Below are 26,278 nucleotides of genomic sequence, written 5' to 3' on the forward strand. Positions count from 1 at the left end.
CAGAGTGACGCTCGCCAGGCCTGTCGCTTAGTCCAAAGTAATCCGCGCGCTCGTAGCAATCCGGTTCCAGATCTGCGCATCGCGTCGCATGAGCTTCGCGAACTCGTCCGGGGCGAGCGCGCCGGGCTCGAGTCCTTGCCCACGAGTAATTGCCAACGTCTCAGGCTTGCTCAGAATGCTCATCACCGCCGAAGTGAGCTTCTCAACGACCGCCTTTGGGGTCCCGGCGGGAACGAACAAGCCGTACCAGCCGTTTGGCTCGAAGTCGCGGAAGCCGAGCTCCGTGAACGTAGGCACATCGGGAAGCAGCTGCAATCTGCGCTCACCCGTCACGGCCAGTACCTTGATCTTGGGGGATACCAGGCTGGAGCGGCTGCTGGCCACATCGACAAACGCAGCGCCGACCTGCCCGCCCAACAAATCCTGCATCGCAGGCATACCACCTTTGTAAGCGACGTGGGTCAGGTCGACCCCGCCCTGCATCCGCAGCAGTTCGCCATGCATATGCGAAGATGTCCCGTTGCCATAGGACCCGTAGCTGAGTTTCCCGGGGTTGGCACGCGCGGCAGCGATGAATTCCCGCGCGCTGTTGATACCTGTCGTGGCGGGTACAGCAAATACGTCAGCAGAAAGCGCCACCCGCGCCACCGGGCTGAAGTCCCGGAACGTGTCATATGGCAGGCTCTTGTAAACGGACTGCAGTTGAACAAGGGGCGTGGCGCCCAATAGCAAGGTGTAGCCGTCACGCCCCGCCTTTGCCGCGGCCGTAAAGCCAAGCGTGCCACTGGCCCCGGGCTTGTTCTCGACCACAACCGGCTGACCCCACATCGCCGTCAGTTGATGGCCAATCAGGCGTGCCACGGTATCCGAACCACCGCCAGCCGGGAACGGCACGATCATGCGAATCGGCTTCTGGGGATAACTCGCGGCTTCGTCGGCCCGGCTCGCCTGCGGGACGAGCAGTGCGGCCGCCAGCGCGACCACAGCCGCCAGCCCGATACGGTTGCGATGGGAATCAGACATTGACATGAGGGATATGCGGGACATATTGGCTTGATGTGGGTTGCATGTGTCGATCGCACCTGCGCGGCAACGCATGGTTCAAATTGGCAACGGGGCCGTAAGCTGAACGGTTTCCCGAGGGACGCACGATCCCTCAGGCTTCCGGCATGAGTCATTTATCGGACCAGTTCGAACTGCGGCAGCTTCATGTCTTCCGACACCTTCTCGAAGACCACTTTCACTCGCTTGCCGATGCCAATTTCCGCGGGATCGGCGTTCAGAATGTTCGCCATCAGCCGCACACCCTCATCCAGTTCGACGATCGCCACGGCATAGGGCAATCGCGCCTTCATGAAGGCATTCGGCGCGCGGTGATTGATGGTGAAGGTATAGATGGAACCATTGCCCGACACCTCTTCCCAATCAACCTGCTCCGACTCGCACTGCAGGCAAAACGGCCGGGGGGGAAACTGACGATGCCCACAGGACTGGCAGCATTGCACCACCAGGCGCTCTTCATTGGCCGCGTTCCAGTACCCTTGAGTCATGTCTGTCGGCTGTGGCAGGGGACGTTGTGCTTCGCTCATGCTTAGACTCCGAGAATCATGGTGGTATTGCAGGAGAAGACCAGGCCGGGCGCGTGGCACAGCGCCAGTTCCGCTTTGGGCAGTTGCCGTTCGCCGCATTCGCCACGTAGCTGGCGCACGGCTTCGATCACGACAAATATCCCGAACATGCCAGGGTGTCCATACGACAACCCGCCCCCTGACGTGTTGATCGGGAAGCGCCCTCCCGGTGCCAGCGCGCCGTCGGCCACGAAACTGCCGCCCTCCCCGCGCTTGCAGAATCCGAGTTCCTCCAGCGACTGAATCACGCCGATGGTGAAGTGGTCATAGATCTGCACCACATCGATGTCGCTACGCGTAACGCCGGCCATGCGAAACGCTGCATCCGCCGTTTCGGCGACGCCGGTGTCGAGCCAGTCAGCCGTGTTGAAGGGCGTGTAGTGATGCGAATGGGATTCGGCGATGCCCATCACATAGACCGGCTTGCCTGGCAGGTCGCGTGCGCGCGAGGCTGAGGTAATCACCAGCGCCCCACCGCCGTCGGTAACGAGGCAGCAATCCCGCTGGCGCAGCGGTGCGGCCATGACCGGCGAGGCCATCACCTCTTCGAGGCTGGTAGGCTCACGGCGATATGCCTTCGGGTTGAGCTGCCCCCACTCGCGTGCCGCGACGGCGACTTCGGCGAGGTCGCGCGGCGTGGTGCCGTAGCGATGCATGTGAAGCTGCGCGATCATGGCGTAGTAGCCGATGGGGCTCAACTGGCCATAGGGCGTAATGAACTGGCCCCTTGGCGAGGCCGCGCTATCGGCCGCCACGGCGCCGCTCTTGCGCGAACCGTCCGAGAGCTGTGTGCTGCCGTATGTGACCAGTGCCACCGTGCACATGCCCGCCGCGATGGCAGCCATGGCGTGGCGGATATGCATGATGTTGGACATGCCGCCGACATTGGTCGAGTCCACATAGCCCGGGCGCACACCGAGATACTCCGACAATTGCAGGCTGGAGAAGCGGTCATCGGTATGCGCAAACACGCCGTCGACATCGCGCAGCGTAAGGCCTGCGTCCTTCAGGGCCCGATGCGCGGCCTGTGCCTGCAGTTCGAGGGCCGTCTTGCCTGGAACCTTGCCCAGGTCGGATTCCGCCGCGCCGACAATGGCGACGGAGCGAGACAGGTTTTGCGTCATGGGTAGATCCGGTGAATCGTTCAGAGGGCACGCGCAATGACTTCGCGCATGATTTCGGAGGAGCCGCCGTAGATGCGGTTGGGGCGCACGTCCGTATAGGCGCGCGCGATAGGGTACTCGCGCATGTATCCGTATCCGCCGAAGAACTGCATCAGATCGTCGATGGCACGGGTCGCCTCGCTGGCCCAGAACTTGGCCATGGCAGCGCCATCCACCGTCAGCGTTCCGTCGAGATACTGCGCAAGGCAACTGTCGACAAAGGCGCGCGTAGCGCACGAGTGCGTCTTGATCTCGGCAAGCTTGAAGCGAATGAACTGATTGTCGATAAGTGCCTTGTCGAAAGCACGGCGCTGCTTGACGTGGTTCAGCGTCCATTCGAGCGCGACTTCCAGCGCAGTGGCGCAGCGCAGCGCGATCAGCAGGCGCTCGCGCACTAGACCGCTCATTGCGTAGCCAAAGCCCGCATTGAGCTCGCCAACCAGCATATCCTCCGGCACGAAGACATCGCCAAAGAATAGCTCGGCGGTGTCCTGTGCCTTTTGGCCGACCTTGTCCAGCAGGCGCCCGCGGGTGAAGCCCTGCGCCTTGGCATCCACCCAGAACAGGCTGATCCCGCGCGCGCCTGCCGCCGGATCGGTCTTGGCGAAGACGAGCACGCGGTCGGCGTGATAGCCGTTGGTAATGAACGTCTTCTGGCCGTTGAGGCAGTAGCCGCCGTCAACCTTGACCGCGCTGGTGCGGATCGCCTTCAGGTCGCTGCCCGCGCCGGGTTCCGTCATGGCGAGCGAGCCCACCACTTCCCCGCTGGCCATCTTCGGCAGGAAAGCTGCCTTTTGCGCCTCCGTGCCGAAGTCCAGCAGATAGGGCGCGACATTCTCCGAATGCGTGGTGAAGCCGGTCACGCCGGTCACCAGTGCGCGGGCAATCTCCTCCACGACAATGGCGCTGTGCAGGAAGTCGCCGCCACCGCCGCCGTAGGTCTCGGGAATGCCGGGGAGCAGGAGCCCGGCTTCGCCTGCCGCGCGCCAGAGATCACGTGGAACGAGGCCCTCCTGCTCCCACATTGCATGGAAAGGCTCGATCTTGTCCGCGATGAAGCGTGCGACGCTCGACCGGTAAAGCTCATGGTCAGGCGTGAACATCGTGCGCCGCGCGTAGTAGGTAGCTTCGTGTCTTGTCATTTGCGTGGCCCCATCAATGAGCGATGCGGTTATCGGTCGGCCAGTAGCCGGCTTTGACGGCGCGCTTGAGCAGCTTGCCGGTCTCGGTCCGCGGCAGCGCCTGGACGAAATCGACCGAGCGTGGGCACTTGATGGCGGAGATGCGGCTGCGGCACAGCGAAATCAGTTCCTGTGCCAGCGCTTCGCTGGCAAGGCCGTGCTCATACAGTTGCACAACCGCCTTGACCTCTTCGCCGAATTCCTCGTTCGGCACGCCCACCACCGCTACGTCGGCGACGGCGCCGTGCGTCATCAGGACGTTCTCGGATTCCTGCGGATAGATGTTCACGCCGCCGGAGACGATCGTGTTGGCGAGCCGGTCGGTCAGGTAGAGGAAGCCGTCGGCGTCAAGGTGACCCACATCGCCGTAGGTCGCCCAGCCTCGCTTGTTGTAGGCTTGCCGGGTCTTCTCGGGGTCGTTGTGATAGGTGAAGGCGCTCCCTCCGGAGAAGTAGACGACGCCGGTCCCGCCCTGCGGCAACTCGCGACCCGCCTCATCCACGATATGCACCTGGCCAAACTCCGGCTTGCCCACCGAGCCCTTGTGCGCCAGCCATTCCCCGGAACTCAGCGAGGTCCGGCCAACCAGTTCCGTGCCGCTGTAATACTCGTACAGGATCGGCCCCCACCAATCGATCATCTGCTCTTTGACCGACACCGGGCAGGGCGCCGCCGCGTGGATCGCGAATCGCAGGCTGGAGAGGTCGAAGCGCGCGCGCTCCGAAGCGTCCAGGCGCAACAACCGGACGAACATGGTTGGCACCCACTGGGCGTGCGTGACCCCGTAGCCCTGGATCGCATCGAGCGCGCTCAGCGGATCGAACTTCTCCATGAGCACGCATGTGCCGCCCGCGCGCATGGCTGCCATGTTCCAGCGCACGGGTGCGGTGTGATAGAACGGTGCCGTGGAGAGGTAGACCGAACTGCTGTCGAAGTCCTTCCATCGTGTTCGAGGATCCGCACTCGCATTGAAGAAACCGTTGGCGCCCGCAAGCGGCCGCTTGATGCCCTTGGGCATGCCGGTGGTGCCCGACGAGTATGAAAAATCGGTGCCTTCCATTGTCTGTGGCAACTGCACGTCGTCGGGGATCTGCGCCAGCCATGCCTCGTAGTTCGAGAAGCCCGCGCGGCTGCCGTCGACCAGCACCCGGTTCAGCGACATCGCTTCGATCGCGCCGGGCGCGAGATCGCCCAGCGTTTCCGTGGAGCAGAACAGCGTCTTTGCTTCGCAGTCGGTGACGATATAGCGCACCTCGTCGGCCTTCAGGTGACGGCTGATCGTGGTGTAGTACAGGCCGATACGATGGGCCGCCCAGAGGATTTCAAAGTAGCGGACGTGGTTCTCCAGCAGCACGGCGATGCCGTCGCCGACACGATGCCCTGCGGCGAGCAGTGCGGCGGCGCACTTGCGGGAACGCAATTCCAGCTCGCACCAGGTGACTGCCTGGCCTGACGGCACCATCCGGTAAGCAACACGTTCTGGTGTCAGCTGTGCGTGAAGTTCGATAAGAGACATAGTGGATTCTTTTGGAGTTGGCTTACGCATGGCGGATGTCGGCAACGCCGTTACTGAGCACCACGACATTCCGTTCCACAGCCAGCACGCGGAAGCGCACCTGATCCTCGATTCGCCACATCTCCGCGCGTAGTGTCTCGCCGGGCACGACCGGCGAGGAAAACCGCGCGGCTAGGCTGCCCAGCCGTGCGGGCACGCCGCCGCAAGCGTGTTTCAGGATCGCGCGGGCCGCCATGCCATACGTGCACAAACCATGCAGGATCGGACGGTCGAAACCAGCCTTGTGCGCGGCGACGGGCAGCGCGTGGATCGGATTGCGGTCGCCGTTCAGCCGGTACAACAGTGCCGCGTTCGGAAGGGTCGGCATCTCCATGACCATGTCGGGCTCCCCTTGCGGTGTGGCGGGCAGCGCGTCAAGCGGCGCATCGCCCGGCTTGTCGGCGGTGGCGAAGCCACCATCCGCGCGGCAGAACGAGACATGCTCGACGGTGGCCAGCAGTTCACCGCTAACCTGATTGATAATGCTGCGCTCGGTCACCACCAGCGCACCCTTCCCGGCGCCTTTGTCCACGACGCGGCTTACGCGGGTCTTGCTCCGCACCGTAGCGGCCGCGGGCATTGTGCCGTGGAAACGCATGCGGTGCTCGCCGTGCAGGATCTGCATCCAGTCGATGCCAGTACGCGGGTTGGACGCCCACGCACCAGGCGCCCCGACGGTAGCCAGGAAAGTCGGCACGACATGCATGCCTTCCTCATGGACGTACCTCAGGTCACCCTCGTCAAGCGGATCGCTGGCAATGCCGAGGCTGAGCGCATAGCGGATGCAGTCATTCTCTACATAGGGAGAGACCTGCTCGAAGAAGTCCCATTGCTTGAGCTTGCGATAATCGATGGCCATAATGCGCGCCTCAGATCGGGTCCCAGCTAAAGACTTCGGGCGAGCGTTCCAGCGGCGTGAAAGCACGCTGGATCGCCGGCACTGCATGTTCCGCCAGGCTCTCGAGCGTCCACCCCTCGGCGCGGTGGACCGATGCCACCGGCCGAGGCTGGCTCATCACGATCAGCTCATTGCCGCGCACGGCCAGCACCTGGCCATTGACATCGCGTGCCGCGTCGCTCGACAGGAAGACGGCCACCGGCGCCACCTGCTCCGGCGTCATGGACTGCATGCGTGCCAGGCGCTTCTTCTCCGCTTCGGTCTCGCTGGGCAGCGTGCCGATCAGCCGGCTCCAGGCGAACGGCGCGATGCAATTGGAGCGCACATTGAAGCGCGCCATGTCCAGCGCAATCGACTTTGACAGGGCAACAATGCCGAGCTTGGCCGCCGCGTAGTTGGCCTGGCCGAAGTTGCCAATCAGGCCGGCGGTCGAAGTCATATGCACGAAGACGCCGCTTTGCTGCTCCTTGAAAAACGGTGCGGCGGCGCGGCTGACGTAGTAGGCGCCGTTCAGGTGCACGTCGAGTACGCCCTGCCATTCGTCCTTAGACATCTTGTGGAAGATGCGATCGCGCAGGATTCCCGCGTTGTTGATCACGCCGTCGATACGGCCGAAGCTGTCAATCGCCGTGCGCACGATCGCTTCGGCGCTGTCGACTGTGGCCACGGAGTGGGTATCCGGCACCGCCGTGCCGCCGGCGGCGCAAATCTCATTTGCCACGCGGCTGGCGGGACCGCTGTCGCTGCCGTCGCCACTCCCGCTGGAGCCCAGGTCGTTGACGACGACCTTTGCGCCCTGAGCGCCGAGCAGCGTCGCGATGGCGCGTCCGATGCCGTTCCCTGCGCCGGTTACAACGATGACTTTGTCTTTCATGGTGTTCTCCTATGGATTGATAAGTGAGCCTGAAACAGGGTCGGGACCGCGGCTCGCTGGCGCGATGCCACGGCGCCCTTATTCCGGTTTGATGTTTCCGGCTTTGATCACTTGCGCCCAGCGCAGTTTTTCGGCCCGCACGAAGGCAGCGAACTCCTGCGTGGTGCCCCCGGCAGCCTTGCCGCCCTGTTCGGCCAGCCTCTGGCGAAGCCCAGGGTCGGCCAGCGCCTTGTTCACTTCGGCATTCAGCGCCTGGACGATCGCGGGCGGCGTCTTCGACGAAACGAACAATCCCAGCCAGACCGACACATCGAAGTCCTTGTAGCCAGACTCCATCACCGTGGGCGTGTCCGGCAACTCGGCGCTGCGCTCCCTGGTGGTCACGGCGAGCGCACGCAGCTTGCCGGCGCGAATCAGCGGCAAGGCCGTAACGAGGTTGTCCACCATGAAGTCAACCTGCCCGGCCACCAGGTCATTCAGCGCAGGCGAAGCGCCGCGGTAAACCACGTCTACGGCTGCAATCCCTGCGCGCTGCTTGAGCAGGTCACCGGCCAAGTGACCGGAGGAACCGCTGGTGGAGACCGCCATCGACAGCCCATTCGGCCTGGACGCGGCATAGGTTTTCAGCTCGGCAATGGTGTGGACCGGCAGCCTTGGATTGACCACAAGGACATCCGGCATCGAGAGCACGTGGGCGACCGGCGCCAGGTCCTCGTAGGCGTAGGGAAGCTTGTCGTGCAACGCATAGTTGGCGGCGTTCGGCCCAAGGCTGCCCATGACAAGGGTGTGTCCGTCCGGGTCGGCACGCAGCATGGCCTGGATGCCGATGACACCGCCCGCGCCGGGGAAGTTCTCCACAATCACCGGTCGCTTGAGCCGCTCCCCCAGGGACTTGCCGAGCAGCCTGCTGGTCAGGTCGAGGATGCCGCCCGGGGAACTGGGCGCAATCAGGCGAATCGGCTTGGTGGGTTGAAATGCCGGCTGCTGCGCCATGCCTATGGCGGGGACGATCAACGCGAGCGACGGCAAGGCCACCCGCAGGAATTTCCACGGTTTCAAGATTGTCTCCTTCGTTTCCTTAGTGGGTCATTTTGTGTAAAATGACCGCCTAGCGGATATCATGATCCGTCTGGCGGATATTTAAGGCCGTTTTTGTTGTGGTGTCAACCGATTTCAGGCAGATGCGCGCCGCCACACGGATGGGCAATTCAAATCAAATCGTGGACAATCACGCCCCATGGCAAATCCTGACAACGAAGGCTTCATCCGCTCCTTCGCTCGCGGCCTGTCCGTGATCGAGGCAATGGGACGCAGCGGAACACACACGGTGGCGACGGTTTCCACCGCTACCGGCCTGCCCCGTACGGTCGTGCGGCGCATTCTTTTGACGCTGTGCGAACTCGGTTTTGCGGCGGAATCAGAGGAGAGAGGCTTCAGGCTGACACCGAAGATCCTCAATCTCGGCATGACCTACCTGACCTCATTGCCCTTCTGGGGCCATGCCCAGCGAGTGCTGGAGAATCTTTGCATGCAGATGAAGGAGTCGTGCGCGCTGGCCGTGTTCGACGGCGACGAGGTCGTATTCGTATTGCGCATCCCTTCGCCGAAGATCATGTCGCTGCGCCTGGGGATGGGCAGCCGCCTGCCGGCCTACGCCACTGCACCGGGACGCGCGCTCCTGGCGTTTCAGAGCGCGGAACTCCTGGGTCACTATGCCGACCAGACCGACCTGAAGGCGTTTACGTCCAGCACAGTGGATAGCAAGGCAAAGTTGATGGCGGAACTGGAAGTGGTGGCGCGTGATGGCTACGCCTGGGTCGATGCAGAGTTCGACCAGCACGTCTGCGGGCTGGCAGTGCCGGTGCGCGACGAGCAGCGCAACGTGGTGGCGGCTATCAGCGCCAACCTGCTGTCCGGTGAAGTCAGCCGTGAGCAGGCTGTCAGGGAGATCCTGCCGGCCCTGCGTGCGGCGGCGGAGCAATTGTCGGGCTTGGCCCCCGCGTTCCTCGGCCCGGCCAACCGGCCGTTCTCGCGGACAAATGGAGCCCGCCAGATCGGAGCTGACTGAGTTAGCCACGCCTTCCGCATTCGTTGTGTCGTCGTACGCGAGCGCATCGGCAACGGCAACGGCAACGGCAATACGCTTAGAAACGCGCCGAGTACTGGAGCATGTAAAAGTTGATACCGGGGTTGGGCTCCTTAATGCCAGCGTTGGAGTAGTGCTGGAAACGCACCGCCAGTTCCGATTCGAACGGATCGCCAAACCGGTAGCCCGCGGCAATGCGATCGCCAAACTGGAACGCCGTCGAGAAAACCTTGGAGTCCGAGATGTGCGTCCGAGACAGCAGGTGCATGCCGGCGCCAATCTCCGCGAAGGCACCTGAGCGGCCCGAGCCCTGGATCCGGAAGATGGGCGTAAAGCCGATATCGCCCATCACGCTGCTGTTGCTGCCATGTGGATTCCAGCCACCCACGGAAGCCTCGAGACCCAGGCGAACCCGGACCGACTGCGAGCTCGTCGCCCAAAGGTCGTTCTTCAAGTTCCATCGCGCCTCCAGGCGCGCAATCGAAGCCGCATCTCCCGCACCCAATGCGACCCCGAGACGAACCGGATCGAACCACGAGGCGTCCTCGCTGGTGGGCGCGGCACCCGCGGCGCCGCTGGCAAACGCACTGGAAAGCAGGATGATGGAGATGACGGATCGAAGCATGACTAAAGCCTTATGAAAAGTAATTCTTGCTTTTGGTGACACGTTGCACGGCGCTGAAAGTGAACACGAACCATGAGGATTTCATCGCCGTGCCGAACACTCCCCAGGTTCGCCGCACCGCCTGGGCGAGCTCCGCGCGAAAATCCGGAAGTATGCTTTCAGCGCAAGCGGTCGAATAGACGCCGCCAGCGCATATCTGCGTTCCACATTTGGAACGATGTGATCGGATGGAATACTGTCCGTGGAAGAAGGAGCGTCGTTGGTCGCGTGGAAGGTCGCTTCACGAAGCTTCCCGATGTGTGGCCAACGAGGGGGCGAACATGGCGCGAGTCTGCGGGTCGTCATCGGCGTGGCGCCTGCAATCAAGCGGGGCGCCGGCACGCGAGAAAGGTGCTCTTGGGGTTGACTGCGGAGGACCCGCTCGTAAAGCGAGTGAATTGTTGAAGGCCGGCACGGGTAATGGGGCAAATATCCGGTGCCGGCCTGGTGCTTGAGCTAATCGGCGACCGACTGTGTAAAAGACATAACAATCTCTCACACAGCGGCAGCACGGACGATCAGCGAGCCGAGTCCAGCACCTCGCTGTCCTTCACGACGTTCTGGGCCTTGGTATAGCTCTCGATCAGCAATTGGTACGCCGGGAAGATCTTGGTGTAGATCTCGGCCCACTGCATGGCATCGTCCCGGTGCCAGGTTTTCTGCAGTTCCGAAGCAACCGCGGCGGTATCCATCGGAACCACCCCGGCTTGTACAACCCGGGCAAGCGTGATCTCCTGGGCCATCTTCGAGTACGTGCCAGACGCATCGACTACCGCGAAAACCCTGTAACCATCCGCGACCGCGCTAATCGAGGGGAAGGCCATGCACACGCTCGTAATGGTGCCCGCGATAATCAGCGTCTTGCGGCCGGTCGCCTTCACCGCTGCCACGAAATCCGGATTGTCCCAAGCATTGATCTCGCCTTTGCGGGCGACATACTGGGCATGCGGCGCGTTTTCATGGATTTCAGGGATTAGCGGACCATTGGGCCCTTGCGGCACTGAAGCCGTCGTGATGACCGGCAGCTTGGAAAGCGTGGCCATCTTCGCCAATGCAGCGGCACGGGCCCGTAGTTCCAGCATGGGCATATCGCCTACAGTTTGGAACAAGCCGCTCTGATGGTCGATCAACAGCATGGCCGCATCGCTGGGATCGATAACCGGGCGCTGCCCATTGAAGTTCGCAGGTGTGCTCATCGTGCTTCTCCTTGAGGGGTGAACGGTGCATCGGCACCAACTTTAGAATGTTCTGCCGCTCCGAGGCGGCAGAACAGGAACTATCCTTGCATCTGACCAAAGCGACCACTGTTGAAGTCGGCATAGGCCTGGACAATTTCTTCCTGGCTGTTCATCACGAAGGGACCGTAACCCACGATAGGCTCATCAATAGGCTCGCCGCTCAAGAGAAGTGCGACGGTATCGCTAGTGGCCTCGATCGATATGTCCTGCCCTGCTCGGTCCAGTACGATCATTTGCGCATCGCCGGCCACCGTATCGCCATTCACCAGCACCGCACCTCGCAGGATCACGAGTGCCGTGCTCCAACCGTCCGGTAGAGACATTTCGTTGCTGCCGCCTTGCGTCAACCGCAGGTCCCAGACATGCATCGGCGAGAAGGTTTGCGCGGGGCCTGAGTGGCCGGCATACTCGCCCGCAATCACTCGAACCGTCCCGGCGCCATTTGGGAGCGTCACGGCCAGAATGTCCCGGTCGAGGATAGCCTGGTAGCCGGGCTCGGTCATCTTGTCCCTCGCAGGCAGATTCACCCAGAGCTGGACCATCTCCAGCGCGCCACCGGATTGGGTGAAGGCCGGGGAATGGAATTCCTCATGCAGAATGCCAGCGCCCGCCGTCATCCATTGCACATCGCCGGGACCAATGACGCCGCCCCGCCCTGTCGAATCGCCGTGTGCCACCTCACCCTTGTAGACGATCGTAACCGTCTCGAAGCCGCGGTGGGGGTGCTGGCCGACCCCGCGTGGCCTCTCGGAAGGGGTGAAATCGGCCGGCCCAGCGTAGTCGAACAGCAGGAACGGACTAAGGTGTCTTCCAAGGGTCTGGTAAGAGAACATCGACCGCACCGGGAAGCCATCCCCCACCCAGTGGCGGTGCGGTGCGCTGTACACGCCAAGGACTCGTTTCATGTGAATCTCCAAGGGCGATTGGATTCAATCGCGTCATTTGCGGTAAGCATAGGGGGGATGCCGCTTCCCCGGTAGTCTGCCAAATCGGGCTACAGAGTCCTACTTCGTGAACGATGGGCCCACGCTTCCCGTGCAAGACCCGCAGCTCGCTCCCACAGCACCTATCGTCAGACCTCGGAATTGACCGTAAAGTCCGAAGGCGAGTCAGGTCCCCATATGTACAAGATCTCGTCTCGCGCATGGGTTCGCTCCTTCCAATCGGCACCCGCCGGAATATAGTCAATGTGAGCGGCGTACTCACAGAAGGAACCCCACGGATCTCTCGCATAGTAGAAATAGTTGGAGCCAAGAATGTGTCTACCAACTCCCCAGCCGTCGCAAAACCCCGCAGCCCTCATCTGCGTCGCACCACTTCCCACGTCGTCCATGTCCGGGACCTCCCAGGAACTGTGATGCCACCCCGTCGCCGAGGACGCCGCAAAGGCAACTATGTGATGGTCGCTTCCATGCCTTGCATGCATATACCCGACCAACCCGTCCGCGTTGTCGGTGATTCGCATGCCGAGGGCCTGAACATAGAACGCCATAACCGCCTCCATCTGGGGCACGAAGAGCATCACATGAGACAAACGTAAGGGCTGGACCTCTCTGATTTCGCTACGGATCAGCACATTCCTCGCTACGGCATCGCGTTGCAGCGCTGTCGAGACGACACCTCGGTCGAGTTTCACCGGTGCATCGATGGGTCCCTGACGTAGCTGGACAAGATTTCCAACGATGTCACGAAACCAGTAGCCGTCGGGTGGCGCTTCGGGGAACGGCGTCGCTGGAGTACCGCCAGCACAAACAACTTGCGCACAAATTCTCTCGAAGTCTTCTGGAAAGCAGCGGAACGCGATATACCCCAAGGTTCTCGACCACCCAGGGAAAATGCGGGCCCAACAGCGTTGTGCACCGCCAGCGCGCAACTCCAGATTGCTGCCGGGAGTCTCGACTACATCGAGGCCGAATGCCCAGAAGAACTCTGTTGCAATGCGAAGGTCCGGTACAACAAGGCCAAAATGGTCAATCGAATGTATGCCAGCCAACTCATCCATGTTTGACATCTCTTCGTGCATCTTCCCTGCTCCTCTGCTCTGCTTCAGCCGAGAGCAGACGGCACATCAACGCTGTGCCGCAAGCGCACGACTAAGCTCTCCGCGCAGCGGCAACGCCGTGCACATTCCGTAGCCCCGCCACCTAGCTTGCGAGGGCAATCATTCGGATGCACCCCGCCGCCGGACCAATGATGTGGATTGCCGGAGCGAAGCGGATTGGCCAGCAGGCTGACCAGTCGTGCATTTGGAATCAGGTCCCGGCACATCACTGTCCACGCTAGTCCGACTGGTCGTCTTTCAGCGAGTGCGTGCCGGGACGCGAAGAGTAGCATCGGAACACCGCCTTTACGTACGCCTCTTGCCGAAAACGGCGTTCTTCGCTGCCGAACAATCCCCCTCCGGGGACCGGGTTCCACGCGATCATCGGGGCGATTGCTGAACGCAATCGACCTTGGGTATCCTATGGACCCGACGCATCCCTCTCTATACATTCGAATGCAGCTAAGAACGGACGAACTTGAAGCTTTCCTGTTGGTTGTTGAGCAAGGCAGCGTCAGCGGGGCCGCCCGTCACCTCAATTTGTCGAAATCCGTTATCAGCAAGCGATTAAGTGACCTGGAGCGTACGCTCGGCGTTTTGCTCCTTCAACGCTCGACGCGACGCGTTCAGCCCACGGAGAATGGTGCAAGATTCTATGAAGAGACGCGCTCAGCATTGGCGCAGCTCACGCGCGCGGCCGAGACCATTTCTCAGAACTCACAAGAGTTGTGCGGCGAATTGCGAATTCTTGCTCCCATGAGTTTTGGTACGCTCTGGCTCTCGCCACTCCTGTCCCGGTTCGCAGCCGCAAATCCAAAACTGAATCTGGTCGTCGATCTCGACGACCGACTCGTCGATACCGAACACGCGCGGTTTGATGTGGCAATCCGGGTGACGCGCCTGGGCGACACTGCGATGATCGCAAGGAAGCTTGCGGCAAGTCGCAGGATCGTCTGCTGCAGCCCAGCATACGCGCAACGAGCGGGGCTTCCCAAGACGCTGGACGACATCACACGCCATGCCTGCCTGACTTATAGCAACGCGCCGCCCGGCCAGATCTGGGCATTCCAGGGTCCGACACCCCGGTCCGCCCCGAGAGTGGTCACGCCGCGGGGTCAGTTCACCGCGAATAATGGCGAGGTGCTGAGGGATGCAGCGACATCTGGACAGGGGCTGGCTGTGCTGCCGCTCTTCATCGTGGCCGACGACATTCGGGCGGGCCGTCTTATCAATGCGCTACCCAACGAGACGCCGCTGGACGACGGCATCTTTGCCGTCTATCAACGCACCCCGTTTGTCTCGCACAAGCTGAAGGCACTTATCCTGTTCCTGCAACAATCACTGTCGCCACCTCCCTGGGAGGAGCCGGGGCATCAGGAATAGCCGGCGACATCATTGTCTTGCGGCTGTACGAAGGCCAGCCTAACCTTGTGCTCATAAGCGAAATCCTGCCGTAGCGGCAGGCTTCCAACTGACGAACGGAATTCGAACCACGGGTCGCTAGTCAGGAAAGACATGAGCACGGGAGCGCTCCCAAAACGAAGTCGCCGGCTACGTCCGGCCACTCGTTCCGGCTTCGGGAGGGTGGCTGGCGCGATGCTTGCCGCCCTGGCCACCGCTCTGGAGATGACCTGCGCCACCGCCCAGCAGTCTTCTCCGGCGGCTGCCACTGCGCCCGCCTACAAGCTGATGCGCTACGACGAGGACTACAGCTACCTGCAAGACCCCGCCAGACGGAGCGACTTTTGGGATCCCGTCAAGTACATTCCGATCAGCGAGTCTGGCTGGTTCATCAGTCTCGGCGGCGAAGTGCGGGAACGCTTCGAAGATTACACGGCGGCGAATTTTGGCGTGCCGGGCAAACAGGGCGACAGTTACCTGCTGCATCGCGCCCTGCTCCATGCCGATCTGCATGCGGGTGAATTCGTTCGCGGCTTCGTGCAGCTTGGCAATCAGCTGGCGCCCGGCAAGGATAATGCGGCGCCGCCCTATAGTGACCGGCTCGACGTGCAACAGGCCTTCGTTGACGTGCGGTTTCCGTTGAAGGAACGTCCGGCCGATGACCCGTTCCTGCGGATTGGACGTCAGGAAATGGCATTTGGTGCACAGCGCCTGATCTCGATCCGGGACGCGCCGAATGTGCGGCGCGCTTTCGATGGCGCCCGCCTGGGCGGAACGGTCGACCAGGTTCGCGTCGACGCCTTCGCCACGCGCCCGGTACTGTTGCGGGACGGCGTTTTCGATGATCAACCCAACCATGCGCAGGGGTTCTGGGGCGCCTACGCGACGGTAGCGGACAGCGTCATACCCCACTCCGGTTTCGATCTCTACTATCTTGGTTTCGAGAACGACCACGCGCTGTTTAGCACCGGCACAAGCGTGGAGCGAAGGCACTCGATCGGCGCACGTGTCTTTGGCCACCACGGACGCTGGGACTGGGATTGGGAAACGCTCGGCCAGTTCGGATCCTTCTCCCAGCGACAGATCCGGGCGTGGGGATTTTCAACCGATACCGGCTACACGCTGGCGGCTTACGACTGGAAGCCCAGGGGCGGGATCAAGGCGACCATGGGCAGCGGCGACCGGAACCCCCACGACGGAACGCTCGGCACATACGACGGACTCTTTCCAAAGCTCGCGTATTTCAATCAGGCCGGGCTGATTGGGGCCTCCAACGTGATCGATATACAGCCATCGCTGACCCTGCACCCGACCCCTGCCCTGAAGCTCACGCTGGCCTGCGATTTCATCTGGCGAGCGACAACCCACGATTCCGTCTACACCTCAGTGGGCATACCGATCGCGGGTACTGCAGGACACCCGGGCCAGTACAGCAGCAGCCAGTTTTCAGTCGATGCGGTCTGGCAGGTAAATCGCCACATTCTCTTCAATGCCGGCCTTGTCTATGTGGATATTTCCAAGGCCTTGAGCACAGTGGGCGGGCGCAATACAACGTTCACCTATATCGCGGCCAGCTACACGTTCTGACCGTGTCGGGCGTTACGCAAATGCATGGCGGCTCGCTAGCGCCCGCGGCTGGCCTTGATCTGGAGCCCTGCCATATCGGGGGCGACAAGACGGGGCGAGGTACTGCCCCTGACCTCGCCAAAGCGCTCGCCGTTGTGGTTCCATTCATGCGTCGCGGCCTCGATCTCGGCCTGAGTGCGCCCGACGAAGTTCCACCACAGCAGAATTTCCTCGTCGAACGGCACGCCGCCAATGATGAGCAATTGCGCCGGCCCGGCACAGCGCAGGCTCAGGTGTGTCCGGCCTGCGCCGAGGTACATCAAGGTGCCGGGGGCGAGTTGCTCCCCGTCAATCTCCACTTCGCCGCGCAGGGTCATCGCGGCATACTCGAAGCCGGCATCCAGCGGCACCGATTGCGCCCCGGCACCCGCGGCCGCGAGATCGAGTCCCACCAGCGGCGAGTACACCGGGACGGGAGACGTTTCGCCGAATGCCGTCCCCACCAGTACTGTTATACGGAAGCCGCCGGCATCCACCACCGGCAGGTCGGGATAGTTCCGGAACGCCGGCTCCCGGTGACGCTCGGCGTCCGGCAGTGCAATCCAGAGCTGCGCGGCATGCAACCGGCCTGCGCTTGCATTCGGCGTATCTTCGGCGTGAACGATGCCCCGCCCGGCGGTCATCAGGTTGACCTGCCCCGGGCTGATCAGTTGTTCATAGCCCAGGCTGTCGCGGTGCAGGACTTCTCCCTCGATCATCCAGGTGAAGGTCTGCAGCCCGATGTGCGGATGCGGACCCACGCGCAAGCCCTGTCCGTCCCCAAACTCGGCAGGACCCGCGTGATCAAGGAAACACCAGGCTCCGACCATGCGCCGTTGCCGGCTGGGCAGCGCGCGGTGAATGACGAAGCCCTCGCCGATCTGGGCCGCGCGCGTCGGGATGCGCTCCAGTACCGGATGGCCGGGGCATTGCGGACAGTCGCGCGACAGCGAAGCGGCGCTGTCTGTCGTTACATTACTCATGGAAAACTCCTCTATTCGGACTAGGCGATCCACAGCCGCGGCCCGATCAGGCGCGCAGCGGATACGGCTTGCCAGGGTCGATTTCATACTTTTCGATGGCACGCTGCACGATAGCCTTGTCCAAGGTACCCTCATCCGCCAAGGCCTTCAAAGCGGCCAGGACAATCCAGTGGCGGTCGACTTCGAAGAAATGGCGCAATTGTTCACGCGTGTCCGATCTGCCGTAGCCGTCGGTACCGAGCACCGTGTACCGCCGCGGCACAAACGGGCGAATCTGCTCCGCCAGCGCACGTACGTAGTCGGTGGCGGCAATCACCGGGCCTTGCGCCTGCCCAAGGCACTGTTCGACATGGGACCGCCGTGGCGGCGCTTCCGGGTGCAGGAGATTCCACCGCGTTGCCTCGTTGCCCTCGCGCGCCAGTTCGGTAAAGCTGGGGCAACCCCAGAGGTCAGCCTGCACGCCCCAGTCCCGCTGCAGCAGATCCGCCGCCGCGATGACCTCGCGGAAGATGGTGCCGGCGCCGAGCAGCTGAACTCGGGGCGATGCGCCGTTGCCGTCCTCGCCGCGCCGGAACAGGTACATGCCCTTCTGGATGTTGGCCTCGGCGCCGGAAGGCATCGCCGGATGCTCGTAGTTCTCGTTCATCACGGTGATGTAGTAATACACATCCTCCTGGTCCTGGATCATCCGGCGCAGGCCATCCTGGATGATCACAGCCAGCTCGTAGGCGAACGTCGGGTCGTAGCTGATGCAGTTGGGGATGGTTCCGCCCCAAACCAGGCTATGGCCGTCCTCGTGCTGCAGGCCCTCCCCGTTCAGCGTCGTGCGGCCCGCGGTTCCCCCCAGCAGGAAGCCGCGCGCGCGCTGGTCGCCGGCGGCCCAGGCCAGATCGCCGAAGCGCTGGAAGCCGAAGATCGAGTAGAAGATAAAGAACGGGATCATCGGCTCGCCGTGCGTCGAGTACGCCGTGGCGGCGGCAATCCAGTCCGCCATCGCCCCCGCCTCGTTGATGCCCTCCTGCAGAATCTGCCCGTCCTTCGATTCCTTGTAGAACATCAGCTGCGTGGCATCCTGCGGCGTGTAGGTCTGCCCCTGCTGCGACCAGATGCCGATCTGCCGGAACAACCCTTCCATGCCGAAGGTACGCGATTCGTCCGAGACGATCGGCACGATACGCCGGCCCAGTACCTTGTCGCGCAGCAGCGTATTCAGGATGCGGACGTAGCTCATCGCGGTCGAGAACTCGCGCCCCTCGCCACCGGCCTTGAGCTGGGCGTCGAAGGCCGACAAGGGCGGCACCGGCAGCGACGGGCCGCGCCTGCGCCGGGACGGAAGATAGCCGCCCAGCGCGCTGCGGCGCGCATGCAGGTATGCGTGCTCGCGGGAGCCTTCCTCGAACTTCAGGTAGGGCAGGGCTTCGAGCTGCTGGTCCGATAGCGGCAACTTGAACCGGTCACGGAAATGCATGAGCGCTTCCACGCGCATGCTCTTTTGCTGATGCGTGATGTTCTGGGCTTCGCCCGCCTCGCCCATGCCGTAGCCCTTGATGGTCTTCGCCAGGATGACGGTCGGCTGGCCCTGATGATCCGCGGCGGCCTGATAGGCGGCATAGACCTTGTGCGGATCATGGCCGCCGCGGTTCAACGCCCAGATATCGTCGTCCGACCAGTCGGCGACCATGGCCTTCAACTCGGGCGTGTTGAAGAAATGCTCGCGCACGTACGCGCCATCCTTGGCCTTGAAGGTCTGGTAGTCGCCGTCCACGCATTCCATCATCCGCCTGGCCAGGATACCGGCCTTGTCCCGCGCCAGCAGCGCATCCCACTTGCTGCCCCACACCACCTTGATGACGTTCCAGCCGGCGCCACGGAATTCCGCCTCCAGCTCCTGGATGATCTTGCCGTTGCCGCGGACCGGGCCATCGAGCCGTTGCAGGTTGCAGTTGACGACAAACACCAGGTTGTCCAGGTGCTCCCGCCCTGCCATGCCCAGCGCGCCACGGGATTCGGGCTCGTCCATCTCGCCGTCGCCGCTGAACACCCAGACCTTGCGGCCGGCGTGCTGCCCGAAACCGCGGTCTTGCAGGTACTTCATGAAACGGGCCTGGTAGATGCCCATGATGGGGCCCAGCCCCATCGACACCGTCGGGAACTGCCAGAAGTCGGGCATCAGCCAGGGGTGCGGATAGGAAGAGATGCCCTTGCCGTCCACTTCCTGGCGGAAGTTGTCCATCTGTTCTTCCGTCAACCGGCCTTCGAGGAATGCCCGCGCATAAAAGCCCGGCGAAGAGTGCCCCTGGAAGAAGACCAGGTCGCCGCCATGCTCGCCGGACGGCGCATGCCAGAAGTGATTGAAGCCGACCTCATACAGCGTCGCGGCCGATGCGAAGCTGGCGATATGGCCGCCGACATTGGTGTCGCGCGCTGCTCGCAGGACAAGCGCAACCGCGTTCCAGCGGATATACGTCCGGATGCGGTGTTCGAGGTCCTGGTCGCCGGTACTCCTGGCCTGCACGTCAACGGGAATGGTATTGACGTAGGCCGTGTTCGCGCTGAACGGCAGGTAGATGCCGGCGCCATGCGCACGCTCGATCAGTTTCTCGATCAGGAAGTGCGCACGTTCATTCCCTTCGTACGCGATGACGGCATCGAGCGCGTCGAGCCATTCCGCAGTCTCCTGCGTGTCAATGTCGTCGTTTGGAAAAATGGGCGGCGTAGCTTGCGCCATGTTGAACTCCTCGTGGGCAAGGTTGGAGCGAAGCGTCCGGCAATCCATATGGGAAGACTCCCCGGACAGGGGAGTGAAGCGTAGCATCCGCACTTCGCCGCGGTAAAGTTACAGCTATCGAACACGCTGTTCCATCGGCGCGAACAGCAGGCCGACGGATCAGGCTGGCGAACCTGTCACGCTGCGCGTGCCGGCACGGGCGTTGACGCCCATGCGACCATCTGCCAGCCACTGCCGCCATGCTTCCAAACGCTCAGGAATTGGTTGTCCAGGGTGCGCTCGACGCCATCGACGACAGCTTCGATCACCGCCATGCCGTGCATCACCGCCATGCCGTCATAGATGGTTTGCTCCACATCACTCAAGCGGGCGTCCAGGTACCTGACCCGGCCGTTCGCAAGCGAGGCGAGGTACGCTTGCTTGCCCTCCCGCAGCGCGGACGAATGCGTGTAGGAAAGCTCCTCGGCCAGCAGGCCTTCCAGCGCGGCGATATCGCCGGCGAGCATGGCGCGGTACCGGGCTTCGTCGGCTAGCTTCAGTTGCGCCACGGCCGTTGTGTGTTCCATGCTGTCTTCTCCTTGAATCGCCGGGCATCAGCCCTGCAGGTAGGCTTTGATCAATGTCTTGTCGTTCAACACCGCGCTCCATTCCCCCCGGCGAACCTCATGGATGACGCGCCCCACCGACAGGACGTAAGCCCGGTCGGTCATCTCGGAGGCAATCGCGACGCTCTGCTCCACCAGCACGATGCTCATGCCGCGCGCCCGCAGCTGGTTCAGCACCGCCAGTATCTCCTTGACGATCCTGGGCGCCAGCCCGGTGGTCAGTTCATCCATGATCAGCAAGTCGGGCTGCAGCAACAGCGCGCGGGCGATCGCGACCATCTGCTGCTGGCCGCCGGACAGCAGTTCCACCGCGCACTGCCCGCGCTCGCGCAGGATCTCGAAGAGATTGCAGACTTCGTCGAATGAAAAGCGCGTCTTGCCGCCATTGGCACGCTTGCCCGCGCGCTCGGCAAGCCGCAGGTTGTCATGGACCGACAGCTCGGTGAACAGGTTCCGGTTCTCCAGCACCACCGCGATGCCGTGCTCGAACCGCCGGCAGCCAGGCACCCGGCTTATCTCGACGCCATCCTTGACAATGCTGCCGCCCATCGGCCTGATCAGGCCGGACAGGGTCCGCACCAGTGCCGTCTTGCCGGCGCCATTCGCGCCCACTACGGCAACCGCCTCGCCTTGCTCCACATCGATATCGATCTCGTGCAGCACCGGCACTGTCCCGTAGCCGGCGCGCAAGCCTCTTACCTGTAGCATCGTCAGACCCCCATATAGGCTTCACGTACACGCGAATCGGCCTGCACCTCATGCAGCGCCCCGGTGGCGATGATCTCGCCAAAATACAGCACGTGCACGGTGTCGCAAGCCGTCATCAGCCCCATATCGTGCGAGACCAGCAGGATGGTGATGCCTTCCTCGTTCAGGCGCGCGATCCACGCTGCCAGCGTTTCGATCTCGTCGCCGTTGAGACCGGAGGACGGCTCATCCAGCAGCAGCAGGCGCGGATTGCCGATGCAGGCGCGCGCCAGTTCGACAATGCGGCGCTGCCCGGCAGGGAGGCTTCCCGCCAGGCTGTCCTGCAGCCGTGCCAGGCCGAACTTCTCGCAGCAAGCCTGTGCGGAAGCGCGCATCGCACGTAGTTCGGCACGGGACTTCGGGGTGCGCAGCATAGCTTGCAGCACGCCCGAACTCGTCGCCTTGTAGCAGCCCACCATCAGGTTTTCCAGCACGGTCATGTGCTCGAAGACCTGGGGCGTCTGGAACGTCCGGACCAGGCCGGCGCGGCTGCGCTGCTGGATCGTATCGGCGGTGATCTCTCGCTCCGCCAGCGATACCCTGCCGCCCTTCGGGCGCAGGAAGCCGGAGATGATATTGAAGCAGGTAGTCTTGCCGCTGCCGTTCGGACCGATCAGGCCGACGATCCGGCCCGCGGGCACCTCGAAACTTACGTTGCGCAGGACGTCGAGGCCGCCGAAACTGTGCGCGACGCCTTCGAGCGTCAGCAAGGGCGGCGTGGCGGCGTGCACGGCATGCGCGCCGGTACTGAAATCAGGCACGGGAGCATTCATTGCGCCGCCCTCCACGACCGGGCGCGCATCAGCGCACCCACCAGCCCACCCGGCATCAGGGTCACGACCAGAACCAGCGCCAGACCGAACAGCACCTGGTGGAAGTCTCCCAGGCCGCTGAGCAACTCCGGCGCCAGGGCGACAAACAGCGCCCCCAGCACCACGCCATAGACAGAACGCGCACCGGCAACGACCGGCACCAGCAAGAAGACGATGGAACGCTCCACGGTGAAGCTCTGCACGCTGACAAACGACACGTAGTGCGCGAACAGGGAACCCGCCAGCGAGCCGAGCATGGCGGACAGCACGAACATCGCCGTCTTCAGCCCGCGCATGTCGATGCCCAGCACTTCGGCCGCCGGCGCGGCGTCGCGCATGGCCCGCATCGACAGGCCCGGCCTGCCCTTGACCAGGTTGTCCACCAGCCACAGCAGCAGGATCGCGAGCGGCCAGATGAAGTAGTAGTAGCGCTCCGGCGTGTCGAGCATAAAGCCGAACAGCGACAGCTTCGGAATGCCGCCGATGCCGAGCGTGCCGCCGGTCAGCCAGTCCCACTCGAAGAAGAGCACATTGGCGATGCTCCCCACCGCAAGCGTAGCCAGGGCGAGAAAGAAGCCGCCGAGGCGCAGCACCGGCATGCCGATGATCGCAGCCAGCACGGCGCTGAAGACCAGGCCGGCGGCGAACCCGCCCAGCGCCGGCCAGCCGAGTACCGTGGTGCAGTAGGCCGACGCATACGCACCAAAGCCATAGAACGCGGCCTGCCCGAGGTTGACGATGCCGCACTGCCCGAGCAGCAGGCCAACGCCCAGTCCGCCGACCGTCAGGATCGCCGCGAAGTTCAGCATGTCCAGGTAGTGCCGCGACAGCATCTGCCCGGCCACCGCCCATAGCACCAGGGCGATGAGCACCAGCGCACGCGAGTAGTTCATGGTTATCCTCCTTTGCGGCCCACGCGGCCAAGCATGCCGTTGGGAAGCAGAATCATGATGACGATCAGGATCGACAAAGCGATCACATCGCGGTAGCCCGATGGGAAGCCCAGCACGGCCAGCGATTCGATCAGGCCAAGCATCAGCCCGCCGACGACGGCGCCCAGCGGATTGCTCAGCCCGCCGAGGATGGCGGCCGCGAAGCCTTTCAGCGTGAGGCCGATGCCCATCTGGTAGTTCATGGCGATCAGCGGCGTGACCAGGATGCCGGCAATGGCGCCGAACCCGCCGCCAAGCAGGAACGTCAGGGACCGCATCCGGCGCACATTGATGCCGGTGGTGGTGGCCCCGTCGGGATCGAGCGAGGCGGCCGTCATGGCCAGGCCCGTCAGCGTCCTGGTATAGAACAGGCGCAGCAGGCCAACCAGCAGCGCGGCAATGCCGATCAGGGACAAAGCGTGCGTCGGCGTGACGGCGCCGAGGAGTTCGACCACGCCGTCACCGCCGATGCCCGGCAGCAGATGCGAATCGCGCCCGCCGACATACAGCGCGGCGGCGGACAAGGTGAAGGCCAGCCCGATGGTCAGCAGCAGATAGCTTTCCTCGGTGGCTCCGCGCCGCGTCATCGGCCGCACGAACAGCAGGTCGATGACCAGGCCGCTGGCCGCCCCGGCGGCGATGCCGGCAGGGATGGCCAGCGCGTAGGGCAGCCCGACGGCCTGCAACGCGAACACCGCCACCAGTCCGCCGACCACGGCGAACTCGCCTTGCATGGCGTTGACGATGCGGGTGCCCTTGTAGATGACTGCCATGCCGACGCCGATCAGCGCGTAGACAAAGCCATTGGTGATCCCGGACAGGGCCGCCTGGATGGTGAGGCTCATGGACATCGTGGTTCCTCTCAGATTACCGGTATCCCGCTATGGCTTGGCGGCCGTGTAGCCCAGGCGCACGAACTGGCCCTTTTGCAACCGCGAGTAGGTGAAGCCGGCAAGCGTCATGCCGCCCATGTCGGACGCGGAGAAGTCATAGCCGGTGGTGGCGCCCAGATATGGCTTGCGCAGTGCGCCGCAGAGCTTGTCGTTCGGCGCGTCCGCGCCGGCGGTCTTCAGGCCGTCGGCCAGCGCCATCACGGCGTCCCACGCGACCGCGGAGAAGTGCTTGGGCAGCTTGCCGTACTCCTTGCGATACGCTTCGACGAACACCTTCTGGTTCGGCAGCGGGTCCTCGGCCACCACGAACTCCGGGTGGATGATGTTGTCCGCCGCATCGCCCATCGCCCTGACGGTCTCGTAGGTGGCGGTGCCGTGCACGGAAAGGATGGGCACGCCGATCTTCAACTGGCGCACATTGCGGAACGGCGCGGGCGAGGTCGAGATGATGATGAGCGCATCGGGCGTGGTTGCCTTCACCTTGGCCGCCTGGGTGGTCACGTCGGTCGCGGCGATTTCGAATTTCTCCACCTGCACGAAGCTGACCCCGTACTCGCGGTCCAGGTTCTTCATGCTGTTCCACACCACTTGCCCGTAGCCGGAGTCATGCAGCACGCCAATCCGCTTGAGGCCGTTGTCGCGGGCGTAGGAGAGCACGGCGCGAGCGTTGAGCTCCTGCGAGGGCGTCATGTGAAAGACGCAGGTGCGCTCGCGCTCCACCGCCGGCCCCAGGCCGGAAAAGGCGAATACGGGCAGTTTCTGCGGCTGCGTGATGCTGCCGATGGCGACGGTCTGCGCAATTCCCGTGGGCCCCACAATGGCGCGCACCTTGTGCGTGTACATCAGTGCGTTCGCCTTGGCCACCGCGGAGTCCGGGCTGGACCCGTCGTCCTCGAACACGATCTCGAGCGGACGTCCCTGGATGCCGCCGCGGCCATTGATCACCTTCTGGGCCAGCAGGGCGCCTTCGCGTTCGGCGAGCCCCACGGCGGCAAGTCCGCCGGTCGTCGACAACAGCGCGCCGATACGGATTGGCTCGCCGCCCGGCTTCGGCTGGGCCAGGGCCGGCTGTACCGCGCATGTGAATGCCGTGCCCGCAATGACGGCGGCCATCGCCTTCCCGGGCATCCGTAGATGGATTGCTCTGTAGCTCATGTCTGCTCCGTTTCTATTATTAGTGATTGACCCGATGGCCTTGAAGGATCGGCCCGGGCTCACGGCCCCGGGCAAGACGGGCGGAAGTCCTGCGCATCGGCATGCCCGCTCATCATCGCCAGCACGTCAGCAAGCGCGGCCACATCGAGATGACTCATATCCCGGCTCTGCATCATGGCGAGGTACTGGCGCACCAGGGATGAAATCGGCAGCGCGGCGTCGTTGCGGCGAGCGACCGCCAGCGCCAGGTCCAGGTCCTTCACCACAAGCGAGATGGCGCCGTCGGCGCCGTACTCGCGCTGCTTCAGTTTTTCCGCCTTGGTCTTGTAGTGCGGACTGGCCACGATGCTGTCGTTGATCGCGTCGATCATGAGCGCGCGGTCCAGCCCCGCGCGCGCGCCGAAGGCGAGCCCTTCGCCGATCACCGCGGTGCTCATGAACACCATCAGGTTGATCATGAGCTTGATGACGCGCGCCTCTTCGGCCTCCCCGACATAGGTTTGCCTCGCCGTGAGACAGGCCAGGACCGGGCGCACGGCCTCGAAGGCCTCCTTCGGGCCGGAGACATAGCTGCTCAATTGCGCGTTCGCCGCCAGCGACACCGTCCCGGAGACCGGAGCGCGCAGGTACTGCACGCCACGCTGTGCAAGCGCCTGCGCAACCGTGGCAGAGACATCGGGCGAGACGGTGCTCATATCGACATGGATCCCGGCACCCGCCGCTCCGGCGAGGAGGCCATCCTCGGACATGACAATGTCGCGCAACCCCTCGTCGTTGAATATCGTCGAGAAGACCACGTCCACCGCCGCCATCAGCTCCTTCGGCGAAGCTGCCATGGCCGCGCCCGCCGCGACGACGGGTTCGCACTGCGAAGCTGTCTTGTCGAAGACCATCACCGGATAGCCGGCTTTCAGCAGGTTCAGGCACATTGGCCGGCCCATGGCGCCGACGCCAATCCAGCCGATTCGCAAGGGATTCATGCTTTGTCTCGTCCTTTATGTGCTTTTGGTCAACGCTCATTTTTTGCGTTGAGCGCAAACAAAGTCGTTGTGCGAAGAAATTTAGTTGAGAACCCGCAGGCAGGCAAGG

24 protein-coding genes are annotated in these 26,278 nt (G+C 63.2%); 3 read left to right on the plus strand and 21 right to left on the minus strand.

The features are described from left to right. Nucleotides 1-27: 27 nt before the first annotated feature. The 8 genes from ACZY0R_RS39515 to ACZY0R_RS39550 form a co-directional block, all read right to left on the minus strand. The gene (locus ACZY0R_RS39515; RefSeq protein ID WP_488867314.1) at nucleotides 28-1,023 is read right to left on the minus strand and encodes a Bug family tripartite tricarboxylate transporter substrate binding protein; all 996 of its coding nucleotides are present in this window, start codon (nucleotides 1,021-1,023) and stop codon (nucleotides 28-30) included. Nucleotides 1,024-1,178: 155 nt separating this feature from the next. Then, nucleotides 1,179-1,589, minus strand: a complete 411-nt coding sequence (locus tag ACZY0R_RS39520; RefSeq protein ID WP_488866786.1) for a Zn-ribbon domain-containing OB-fold protein — start codon at nucleotides 1,587-1,589, stop codon at nucleotides 1,179-1,181. Between the two features lie 2 nt (nucleotides 1,590-1,591). Further along, on the minus strand, nucleotides 1,592-2,752 hold the full coding sequence (locus ACZY0R_RS39525; RefSeq protein ID WP_488866788.1) for an acetyl-CoA acetyltransferase: 1,161 nt from the start codon (nucleotides 2,750-2,752) through the stop codon (nucleotides 1,592-1,594). A 20-nt stretch (nucleotides 2,753-2,772) separates the two neighbouring features. Then, nucleotides 2,773-3,933, minus strand: coding sequence for an acyl-CoA dehydrogenase family protein (locus ACZY0R_RS39530; protein WP_488866790.1), 1,161 nt, complete (start codon nucleotides 3,931-3,933; stop codon nucleotides 2,773-2,775). A gap of 13 nt (nucleotides 3,934-3,946) precedes the next feature. Continuing rightward, entirely contained in the window at nucleotides 3,947-5,488 is a 1,542-nt protein-coding gene (locus tag ACZY0R_RS39535; RefSeq protein WP_488866792.1) for an AMP-binding protein, read from the minus strand. A gap of 22 nt (nucleotides 5,489-5,510) precedes the next feature. Then, a complete protein-coding gene (locus ACZY0R_RS39540) occupies nucleotides 5,511-6,386 on the minus strand; it encodes a MaoC/PaaZ C-terminal domain-containing protein (RefSeq protein WP_488866794.1) in 876 nt (291 codons plus the stop codon). A 10-nt stretch (nucleotides 6,387-6,396) separates the two neighbouring features. After that, entirely contained in the window at nucleotides 6,397-7,299 is a 903-nt protein-coding gene (locus tag ACZY0R_RS39545; protein ID WP_488866796.1) for an SDR family oxidoreductase, read from the minus strand. A gap of 78 nt (nucleotides 7,300-7,377) precedes the next feature. After that, nucleotides 7,378-8,292, minus strand: coding sequence for a tripartite tricarboxylate transporter substrate binding protein (locus ACZY0R_RS39550; RefSeq protein ID WP_488867316.1), 915 nt, complete (start codon nucleotides 8,290-8,292; stop codon nucleotides 7,378-7,380). Between the two features lie 244 nt (nucleotides 8,293-8,536). Here ACZY0R_RS39550 and ACZY0R_RS39555 point away from each other — a divergent pair, with 244 nt between their 5' ends. After that, on the plus strand, nucleotides 8,537-9,367 hold the full coding sequence (locus tag ACZY0R_RS39555) for an IclR family transcriptional regulator domain-containing protein (RefSeq protein WP_488866798.1): 831 nt from the start codon (nucleotides 8,537-8,539) through the stop codon (nucleotides 9,365-9,367). A 76-nt stretch (nucleotides 9,368-9,443) separates the two neighbouring features. Here ACZY0R_RS39555 and ACZY0R_RS39560 read toward each other — a convergent pair whose 3' ends face one another. The 4 genes from ACZY0R_RS39560 to ACZY0R_RS39575 form a co-directional block, all read right to left on the minus strand. Beyond that, complete coding sequence (locus tag ACZY0R_RS39560) at nucleotides 9,444-10,010, minus strand: acyloxyacyl hydrolase (RefSeq protein WP_488866800.1); 567 nt, start codon at nucleotides 10,008-10,010, stop codon at nucleotides 9,444-9,446. A gap of 557 nt (nucleotides 10,011-10,567) precedes the next feature. Then, entirely contained in the window at nucleotides 10,568-11,245 is a 678-nt protein-coding gene (locus ACZY0R_RS39565; RefSeq protein ID WP_477154829.1) for an isochorismatase family protein, read from the minus strand. Nucleotides 11,246-11,325: 80 nt separating this feature from the next. Continuing rightward, nucleotides 11,326-12,192 carry a pirin family protein gene (locus ACZY0R_RS39570; RefSeq protein WP_488866802.1) on the minus strand — a complete coding sequence of 289 codons (867 nt, stop codon included), beginning with the start codon at nucleotides 12,190-12,192 and terminating at the stop codon, nucleotides 11,326-11,328. A 167-nt stretch (nucleotides 12,193-12,359) separates the two neighbouring features. Continuing rightward, nucleotides 12,360-13,310, minus strand: a complete 951-nt coding sequence (locus tag ACZY0R_RS39575; protein ID WP_488866804.1) for a VOC family protein — start codon at nucleotides 13,308-13,310, stop codon at nucleotides 12,360-12,362. Nucleotides 13,311-13,751: 441 nt separating this feature from the next. Here ACZY0R_RS39575 and ACZY0R_RS39580 point away from each other — a divergent pair, with 441 nt between their 5' ends. Both ACZY0R_RS39580 and ACZY0R_RS39585 read left to right on the plus strand, forming a co-directional pair. Then, nucleotides 13,752-14,711, plus strand: a complete 960-nt coding sequence (locus tag ACZY0R_RS39580) for a LysR family transcriptional regulator (RefSeq protein WP_477115037.1) — start codon at nucleotides 13,752-13,754, stop codon at nucleotides 14,709-14,711. A gap of 213 nt (nucleotides 14,712-14,924) precedes the next feature. After that, nucleotides 14,925-16,316 (plus strand): alginate export family protein, encoded by a 1,392-nt coding sequence (locus tag ACZY0R_RS39585; protein ID WP_488866806.1) that lies wholly within the window; start codon nucleotides 14,925-14,927, stop codon nucleotides 16,314-16,316. A gap of 35 nt (nucleotides 16,317-16,351) precedes the next feature. Here the strand turns inward: ACZY0R_RS39585 and ACZY0R_RS39590 are convergent, their stop codons facing one another. The 9 genes from ACZY0R_RS39590 to ACZY0R_RS39630 form a co-directional block, all read right to left on the minus strand. Then, the gene (locus ACZY0R_RS39590) at nucleotides 16,352-17,317 is read right to left on the minus strand and encodes a pirin family protein (RefSeq protein ID WP_488866808.1); all 966 of its coding nucleotides are present in this window, start codon (nucleotides 17,315-17,317) and stop codon (nucleotides 16,352-16,354) included. Between the two features lie 46 nt (nucleotides 17,318-17,363). Further along, nucleotides 17,364-20,045: a pyruvate dehydrogenase (acetyl-transferring), homodimeric type gene (aceE, locus tag ACZY0R_RS39595; RefSeq protein WP_488866810.1), complete on the minus strand. Its 2,682-nt coding sequence runs from the start codon at nucleotides 20,043-20,045 to the stop codon at nucleotides 17,364-17,366. A gap of 176 nt (nucleotides 20,046-20,221) precedes the next feature. Continuing rightward, nucleotides 20,222-20,611, minus strand: coding sequence for a nuclear transport factor 2 family protein (locus ACZY0R_RS39600; protein WP_488866812.1), 390 nt, complete (start codon nucleotides 20,609-20,611; stop codon nucleotides 20,222-20,224). A 27-nt stretch (nucleotides 20,612-20,638) separates the two neighbouring features. After that, nucleotides 20,639-21,358, minus strand: coding sequence for an ABC transporter ATP-binding protein (locus ACZY0R_RS39605; RefSeq protein ID WP_488866814.1), 720 nt, complete (start codon nucleotides 21,356-21,358; stop codon nucleotides 20,639-20,641). A 2-nt stretch (nucleotides 21,359-21,360) separates the two neighbouring features. After that, nucleotides 21,361-22,170 (minus strand): ABC transporter ATP-binding protein, encoded by an 810-nt coding sequence (locus ACZY0R_RS39610; RefSeq protein ID WP_488866816.1) that lies wholly within the window; start codon nucleotides 22,168-22,170, stop codon nucleotides 21,361-21,363. Then, a complete protein-coding gene (locus ACZY0R_RS39615; RefSeq protein WP_488866818.1) occupies nucleotides 22,167-23,102 on the minus strand; it encodes a branched-chain amino acid ABC transporter permease in 936 nt (311 codons plus the stop codon). The genes ACZY0R_RS39610 and ACZY0R_RS39615 overlap by 4 nt, the downstream gene beginning before the upstream one ends. Nucleotides 23,103-23,104: 2 nt before the next feature. After that, nucleotides 23,105-23,986 (minus strand): branched-chain amino acid ABC transporter permease, encoded by an 882-nt coding sequence (locus ACZY0R_RS39620; RefSeq protein WP_488866820.1) that lies wholly within the window; start codon nucleotides 23,984-23,986, stop codon nucleotides 23,105-23,107. Nucleotides 23,987-24,022: 36 nt separating this feature from the next. Further along, nucleotides 24,023-25,189 carry an ABC transporter substrate-binding protein gene (locus ACZY0R_RS39625; RefSeq protein WP_488866822.1) on the minus strand — a complete coding sequence of 389 codons (1,167 nt, stop codon included), beginning with the start codon at nucleotides 25,187-25,189 and terminating at the stop codon, nucleotides 24,023-24,025. A 59-nt stretch (nucleotides 25,190-25,248) separates the two neighbouring features. Then, a complete protein-coding gene (locus ACZY0R_RS39630) occupies nucleotides 25,249-26,169 on the minus strand; it encodes an NAD(P)-dependent oxidoreductase (protein ID WP_488866824.1) in 921 nt (306 codons plus the stop codon). Nucleotides 26,170-26,278: the final 109 nt, after the last annotated feature.

The sequence above is a fragment of the Cupriavidus sp. F041 genome, assembly GCF_057814235.1.